Here is a 6941-nt window from a genome sequence, read left to right as displayed (position 1 = left end):
ATCAGCGTGATCTTCAGGCCGTACTTCGCCTCCAGCGCGGCCTTGCGGTCGTAGACGGCCTCCTTGCGGTAGCCGACGATGACACCGACCTCGGTCAGGCCGACCTCCGCGAAGTTCCCCAGCGTCAGGTCCAGCACCGTCAGCGACTCCTCGTCACCCTCCGGGCCCACCGGCACCAGTGCCTTGGGCAGGGTGTCGGTGTAGGGGCGCAGACGCCGTCCGGCGCCGGCCGCCAGCACGAGACCTATCATCGCGGGTTCTCCTTAACTTCCCCGGTTCCGGGGCGACTTCCCCGGTTCGCGGGGTGGGGGGCAAAGCCGTGTGGCCCTGTCGCGGACGACAGGACCACACGAGGGGTGTCCGGTTCAGCTCTCGTCGTCGGGCGCGGGGACCGTGGTGGTCTTCTTCGCCGTCGACTTGGCGGCCGTCCCGGCGGTCTTGGCCGCCTTCTTGGCCGTCGTCTTCTTCGCCGTCGTCGTCTTGGCGGCGGTCTTCTTCGCGGCCGTCGTCTTCTTGGCGGCCGTGGTCTTCTTCGCGGCCGTCTTCTTCGCCGGGGCCTTCTTGGCCGCCTTGCGGGCGGTCTTCTTGGCGGGCGCGGCCTCCTCGGACTCCGCCTCTGCGGCGGGCTCCTCGGCGGCGGGCTCGGTCGCGGCCGGCTCCGGCGCGGACGACGGCACGACCAGGACGGCCGTCTCCTCCGACGCGGTCGGCGCGGTGGCCTTGCGCACCGCGCGGCGGCGCGGACGGGCCGGGGCGGCACTCCCCTCGGCCGCCGGAACGGCCTCCGGCTCCGGCAGCTGCTCCGGCTCGGCCACCGGCGCGGGCTCCGCGACGGTCACCACGGCGGCCTCGGCTCCGGCCGGCGAACCGGCGGGCGCGGACACCTTGCGGGTGACCCGGCGACGGGCACGGCCCTTGGGCGCGGCCTCCTCCGCGGCGGGCTCCGGCGCGACCACCGGGTCCTCGGCGGCCATCGGCTCGGCGTGCGCCTCGGCAGCCGGCTCCGGCAGCACGGGGGCGACGGCGGCCTCCTCGGCGGTGACCGACGCGGCGGTCGGTGCCTCCTCGGCGGCACGCTCGAACCGCTCGGCCCGCTCGGCGGAACGGCGGCTGCCCTCCTTCGGCGCACCGGCCGGGGCGGAGGCCCGGCGGCCGGCCTTCCGGCGCGAGCGGCCCCGTCCGGCGGCGGCCTCCGCCTCGGCGACGGAGCTGTAGAGCTCCTCGTCCGCGGTGAAGTCCGGCGCGGGCAGCGCTACCGGCTCGGCGGCCTCGGCGGCCACCTCTGCGGCCGTCTCGGTCTCCACCGGCGCGGCGGTCTCGTGCTCGTGCTCGTGGACCTGGCCGTCGCCGCGGCCGCGCTTCTTGCGCTTGCCGCCACCACCGCCACCGACGGAGGTGGGCTGCTCCATGTGCACGATGACGCCACGGCCGTTGCAGTGGACGCAGTTCTCGGAGAAGGACTCCAGCAGGCCCTGGCCGACCCGCTTGCGGGTCATCTGCACCAGGCCCAGCGACGTCACCTCGGCCACCTGGTGCTTGGTCCGGTCCCGGCCCAGGCACTCCAGCAGACGGCGCAGCACCAGGTCCCGGTTGGACTCCAGCACCATGTCGATGAAGTCGATGACGATGATGCCGCCGAGGTCGCGCAGCCGGAGCTGGCGCACGATCTCCTCGGCCGCCTCCAGGTTGTTCCTGGTGACCGTCTCCTCCAGGTTGCCGCCCTGGCCGGTGAACTTGCCGGTGTTGACGTCGACGACGACCATCGCCTCGGTCCGGTCGATCACCAGTGAACCGCCGCTGGGCAGCCAGACCTTGCGGTCCAGCGCCTTGGCGAGCTGCTCGTCGATCCGGTACGTGGCGAAGACGTCGACCTCGCCGGTCCACTTCTGGAGCCGGTCGGTGAGGTCGGGGGCGACGTGGGAGACGTAGCCGTGGATGGTCGACCACGCCTCGTCACCGCTGACGATGACCTTGGAGAAGTCCTCGTTGAAGATGTCGCGGACGACGCGGACGGTCATGTCCGGCTCGCCGTACAGCAGCGCCGGGGCGTTGCCCGTCTTCGCCTTCTTCTTGATCTCCTCCCACTGCGCCTGGAGCCGCTCGACGTCACGGCGCAGCTCGTCCTCGCTCGCGCCCTCGGCGGCGGTGCGCACGATGACGCCCGCGTCCTCGGGGACGATCTTCTTGAGGATGGTCTTCAGCCGGGCCCGCTCGGTGTCGGGCAGCTTGCGGCTGATGCCGGTCATCGAGCCCTCGGGGACGTACACGAGGTAGCGGCCCGGCAGGGAGACCTGGCTGGTGAGGCGGGCGCCCTTGTGACCGATCGGGTCCTTGGTCACCTGGACCAGGACCGGCTGGCCGGACTTGAGGGCGGACTCGATACGGCGCGGCCCGTTGGCCATGCCGAGCGCCTCGAAGTTGACCTCACCGGCGTACAGGACGGCGTTGCGGCCCTTGCCGATGTCGATGAAGGCGGCCTCCATGGACGGCAGCACGTTCTGGACCTTGCCCAGGTAGACGTTGCCGACGTAGGAGGTGGCCTGCTCCTTGTTGACGTAGTGCTCGACGAGCACGCCGTCCTCCAGGACGCCGATCTGGGTGCGCTCGCCGTGCTGGCGCACGACCATCACGCGCTCGACGGCCTCACGGCGGGCCAGGAACTCGGCCTCGGTGATGATCGGCACGCGGCGGCGGCCCTGCTCACGGCCCTCGCGGCGGCGCTGCTTCTTGGCCTCCAGGCGCGTGGAGCCCTTGATGGACTGGACCTCGTCGGACGGCTCGGCGGCCTTGCGGGGCTCGCGGACCTTGACGACGGTGCGCTCGGGGTCGTCCGCGGACGACGGCTCGGCCTCGCCACCGGAGTCCCCGGCGCGACGGCGACGGCGGCGGCGGCGACGGCTGGAGCTGGAGCCACCGGCCTCCTCGCCGCGTGCCTCCTCGGCGTCCTCGGCGTCCTCTTCCGCCTGCTCGGCGGTGTCCTCGGCGTCCTGCTCCGCCTGCTCGGCGGCGAGCTCGCCGGACTCGGCGTCGTCGGCGCCCTCGCCGTTGTCGTCACCGTCGTAGGCGTCGCCGCGGCGGCGGCGACGGCCACCCCGGCGGCGGCGGCGGCGCGAACCGGAGTCGTCCGAGCCCTCGGCGTCGTCGGAGTCGTCGGCCTCGTCCTCGGCGGGCTCCTCGGCCTGCTCCGGCTTCTCCTCCACCGCGCGCGTCTCCTCGGCGGGAGCGCCACGGCGACGACGGCGGCGGCGGCCGTCGCCGCGCTCGTCGGCGGACGGCTCGGGGGCGGTGGTGGTCTCCTCGAACTCCTCGGCCTCCTCCGCCTTCTCGGGCTCCCGGACGCCGGCGGCCTGGGCCGCCGCCTCGGCGGCGGCGCGCTGCGGGGTCTGGAACCTGGGCTCGGTGAAGACCGGCGCCTGGAAGGTGGCCACGGCGGGCCGGGCGGCACGGCGGGGGGCGTCGCCCTCGGCGGGAGCGGGCGCGGAGAACCCGCCCGCGGCCTGGCGCACGGCGCGGCGACGGCGGCGGCCGCCCTCGGGCTCGACCGGCGCGGACTGCGTCGCCTTGCGGGCGGGGCGCTGCTCGGGCTCGGCGGCCTGGGGCTTCTCCTCGGCCTTCTCCTCGGCCTTCTCCTCGACGGCGGCCGGGGCACCGGCCGGCGCGGAGGCCCGGCGGGTGGCCCGACGGCGGGCACGGCCGGGGGCGGCCTCGGTCTCGGGCGCGGCCTCGGTGACCGGCTCGGCATCCGCGACCGGCTCGGCCGCGACGGCGGGGGCCGCGGCGGCGGGGGCCTCTACGGCCGGGGTCTCGGCGGGCGCGGTGACCCGGCGGGTGGCGCGGCGGCGCGTACGGCCGGCCGGAGCTGCCTCGGGCTCGGGCTCGGCGGCCGGAGCCGGCTCGGGCTCGGCGGCGGGGGTCTCGGTGACGACGGCCTCGGCGGCGGCCTCCGCCGCGGGCGCGGAGGCACGGCGCGTGGCCCTGCGGCGCGGACGCGCGGCGGGAGCCTCGCTCTCCGTGGCCGTCTCCGTCGCGGCGGCCGGGACCTGCTCGGCGGCGGGCTGCTCCGTCTCGGGCGCCTCGGCGGCCTTCGGCGCACCGGCCGGGGCGGAGGCACGCCGGGTGGCGCGGCGGCGCGGACGCGCGGCCGGGGTCTCGGTGGCGGACCCGGCCGGTTCGGCGGCCTTGTTGTCCTCGGTGTCCTGGGCCACGTCGGCCTCCTCGGCCTTGTTGTCCTCGGCGGTGACCTGCGTGGGCGATCCGGCGGGCGCGGAGGCGCGGCGGCGGGTGCGGCGCGGCGCGGGCGCGGCGGTCTCGGCAGTGGCGTCGGCCTGTTCGTCGGCGGACGCGGCCGGTACGGCCGGCTCGGTGACGGTCGCGGCCTCGGCGGCCGTCGGGGTTCCGGCGGGCGCGGAGGCACGGCGGGTGGTGCGGCGACGCGGGCGCGGCGCCGCTTCGGCGGGGGCCTCGGGGGCCTCGGCCTGCGGTGCCGGGGCGGCGGCCTCGGGCTGCGCGCCGGTCTCGGTGCCGGCAGCGGCGGCGGGCGAACCCGCCGGGCGGGACGCGGCACGGCGACGCCTGCGCGGGGGCAGCGTGTCGCTCGGCGTGTTCGGTTCGGAGCCCTCGTTGGGCTCGGTCGGTTCGAGCATGCGGGCATTTCTCCCGTCGGGGCTCCCGGGTCGCCGCGCCTGGTCCGGGGCCGGTCTCGGGAAGAGAACCGGCCACCGCTGACGTCCGCGGCCCGCGCGATGCGCGGTGGCCGCCGTCCGGGGCGCGGGCGCCGCACGGGAGCACTCTGTGTCCTGTCTCGCCGGTTCCGTACGCCTTGTCGGTACGGCCTGGCGAAAGTCTTCTGGTCGGTGCGCTGCCCGACCCAGGTGGCTCCCGGATCAGAGGGCGGCGCTACGGCGTGCGTCCCTACGCGGGACCTTCCGGCGCCGGCACCGTCGCGGCGGCAGCCGGTTCGGCCTTCGGGGCCGTGGCTGCCTCGCGGTCGGGCGCGAGCGGGTCGGTCACCGTGCCGGTCTCTTCATCGAACAGCCCCTGCGCCAGCCTGGTCACCGCTGCGGGGACCGGCGGCGCCAGGTCGGCCACGGCGCGAAGACCGGACAGGACGTCGTCGGGTCGTACGGCAGGCGTCACGTGCCGAACAACCAGGCGCAGTATCGCACAGGGCCGGTCGCTGGGCCTATCAGCCGACTCGTCCCGCGTTTCGAGGGCGACGACGGCGGCGCGGGCGTCGAAGGTACGGACGCCGTTCTTGGCCATCCGCTGCACCTGAACCGTCTCCGCCGCCATGAAGGCGTCGGTGGCGGCCCGGGCCTCCTCGGGACGCACGCCGTCCAGCCGCAGCTCCCACACGGAGGCGGTGAGCCGGTCGGCGAGCCCCGACGTGCGGCCCTCCACGGCGTCGACGATGTCGAGCCCGGCGGGCATCGACTCGTCGAGCAGGGCGCGCAGGGTGCCGGGGTCGCGCGGCGCGGTCAGCGCGATCTCGAGGTACTCCGCCTCACTGCCCGTGCCGGTGGGTGCGGCATTGGCGTACGACACCCTCGGGTGCGGCGTGAACCCCGCCGAGTACGCCATGGGTACCTCGGCGCGGCGCAACGCGCGCTCGAAGGCACGCTGGAAGTCGCGGTGGCTGGTGAACCGGAGGCGGCCGCGCTTGGTGTAACGCAGTCGGATGCGCTGCACCGCGGGTGCGGGCGGCGGGCCTTCGGGCTGTCGCTTGCCCAGTGTCCTAGTCCTTCGTGAGAACGGTCGTACCGCTACCAAGAGTACGTGGCTCGCGCGCCGCGGGTTCCCGCCGGTCCACCGCGGCCTGCTGCCGGGGTTCTCCGAAGAGGGCCCGGCGCAGTTCCCTGCGGGTCTCGCGCAGGGTGTCGCGGGCGGCGGCGAGGGTCAGCCGGGTGGCCCGGCCCACCTCGCGCGCGGCCCGGGCGGCGGGCCGCAGCACCGCGTCCCGTACGACGTGCCCTACCGGGGTGAGGACACTCCGGTACATCCAGCGGGCGGGCTCCACGAAGATCCACCGGAAGAGGGTCCCGAGGGCACGGCCCACCAGACGGGAGAGGTGCCCGGCGATCCGCCAGGCGTGCCCGAGCGCGCCGGCGACCTCCCGCGCGACCACGGCCAGCACCCGGCCCACGGGGACCAGCACCCAGCGCCACAGCGCGAGAGCGGGCCACACCAACAGCACGCGGCCCGTCCAGTACAGGACCGCCCCCGCCCCCGCGACCAGGACCTCGGCCAGCCGCAGCAGCCCCCGCCCCACCGGACTCAGCACCCAGCGCCACAGCGCGAGAGCGGGCCGCACCAACAGCACGCGGCCCGTCCAGTACAGGGCCGCCCCCGCCCCCGCGACCAGGACCTCGGCCAGCCGCAGCAGCCCCCGCCCCACCGGACTCAGCACCTGGACGTGCAGCCACCGGGCGGGGACGACGAGCAGGTACCGGACGAGCCACGCGGCTCCGGTGAACACCCCGAGCCCGACGGCGGCCAGCAGGACGCCGGCACCCCGCGCCAGCCAGGCCATGCCCCGCCCGGCCGGCGCCAGCAGGTAGGTGACCGCACCCCGCCCGGCCCGGCGCAGCGCGTGGCCGAGGGGGGTCAGCACCCGGACGTATGCCCAGGTCAGCGGCGCGGCGACCAGGACGTGCCCGAGCCACCTCAAGGCTGTGCCCAGCGGGATCAGCACCCAGCGCCACAGCGCCACGAAGGGCAGGACGAACAGGGCCCGGCCGGTCCACAGCAGCACGCGGCCGAGGGGCCGCAGCACGGTGGCGTGCAGGAGCCGTCCGGCCGCGGCCAGCGCGTCCCACGCGAGCCGTACCGGCACCACGAGCACCAGCACGACGATCCGGACGGGCAGGCGGAGGGCGACGACGAGGCAGCCCTCCGGGGGCTGCGGCGCGGGCGGCTTGTCGAGGTCCATACCCTCTTGGACG

The 6941-nt window shown here is 76.0% G+C and carries 4 protein-coding genes; all 4 read right to left on the bottom strand.

All coding sequences use genetic code 11. From position 1 onward, the window contains the following. Window positions 1-251 (bottom strand): sugar phosphate nucleotidyltransferase (locus ACWCV3_RS03135; RefSeq protein ID WP_392219818.1); only part of this gene is annotated, 251 nt, incomplete at its 3' end. A 114-nt stretch (window positions 252-365) separates the two neighbouring features. After that, a complete protein-coding gene (locus tag ACWCV3_RS03130; protein WP_451217538.1) occupies window positions 366-4643 on the bottom strand; it encodes an Rne/Rng family ribonuclease in 4278 nt (1425 codons plus the stop codon). A gap of 268 nt (window positions 4644-4911) precedes the next feature. After that, window positions 4912-5688: a TIGR03936 family radical SAM-associated protein gene (locus ACWCV3_RS03125; RefSeq protein ID WP_451217535.1), complete on the bottom strand. Its 777-nt coding sequence runs from the start codon at window positions 5686-5688 to the stop codon at window positions 4912-4914. A 46-nt stretch (window positions 5689-5734) separates the two neighbouring features. After that, window positions 5735-6928: a hypothetical protein gene (locus ACWCV3_RS03120; RefSeq protein ID WP_451217532.1), complete on the bottom strand. Its 1194-nt coding sequence runs from the start codon at window positions 6926-6928 to the stop codon at window positions 5735-5737. Window positions 6929-6941 lie beyond the last annotated feature (13 nt).

This window comes from Streptomyces sp. NPDC001781, from assembly GCF_053596035.1.
The sequence above is the reverse complement of the archived record's forward strand: the minus strand, read 5'-3'. Positions and strand labels throughout refer to the sequence as shown.

Coding starts and splice junctions, on each gene's coding strand:
- ACWCV3_RS03130 (WP_451217538.1), bottom strand. CDS start 4,643: ATGCTCGAACCGACCGAGCCCAACGAGGGCTCCGAACCGAACACGCCG.
- ACWCV3_RS03120 (WP_451217532.1), bottom strand. CDS start 6,928: ATGGACCTCGACAAGCCGCCCGCGCCGCAGCCCCCGGAGGGCTGCCTC.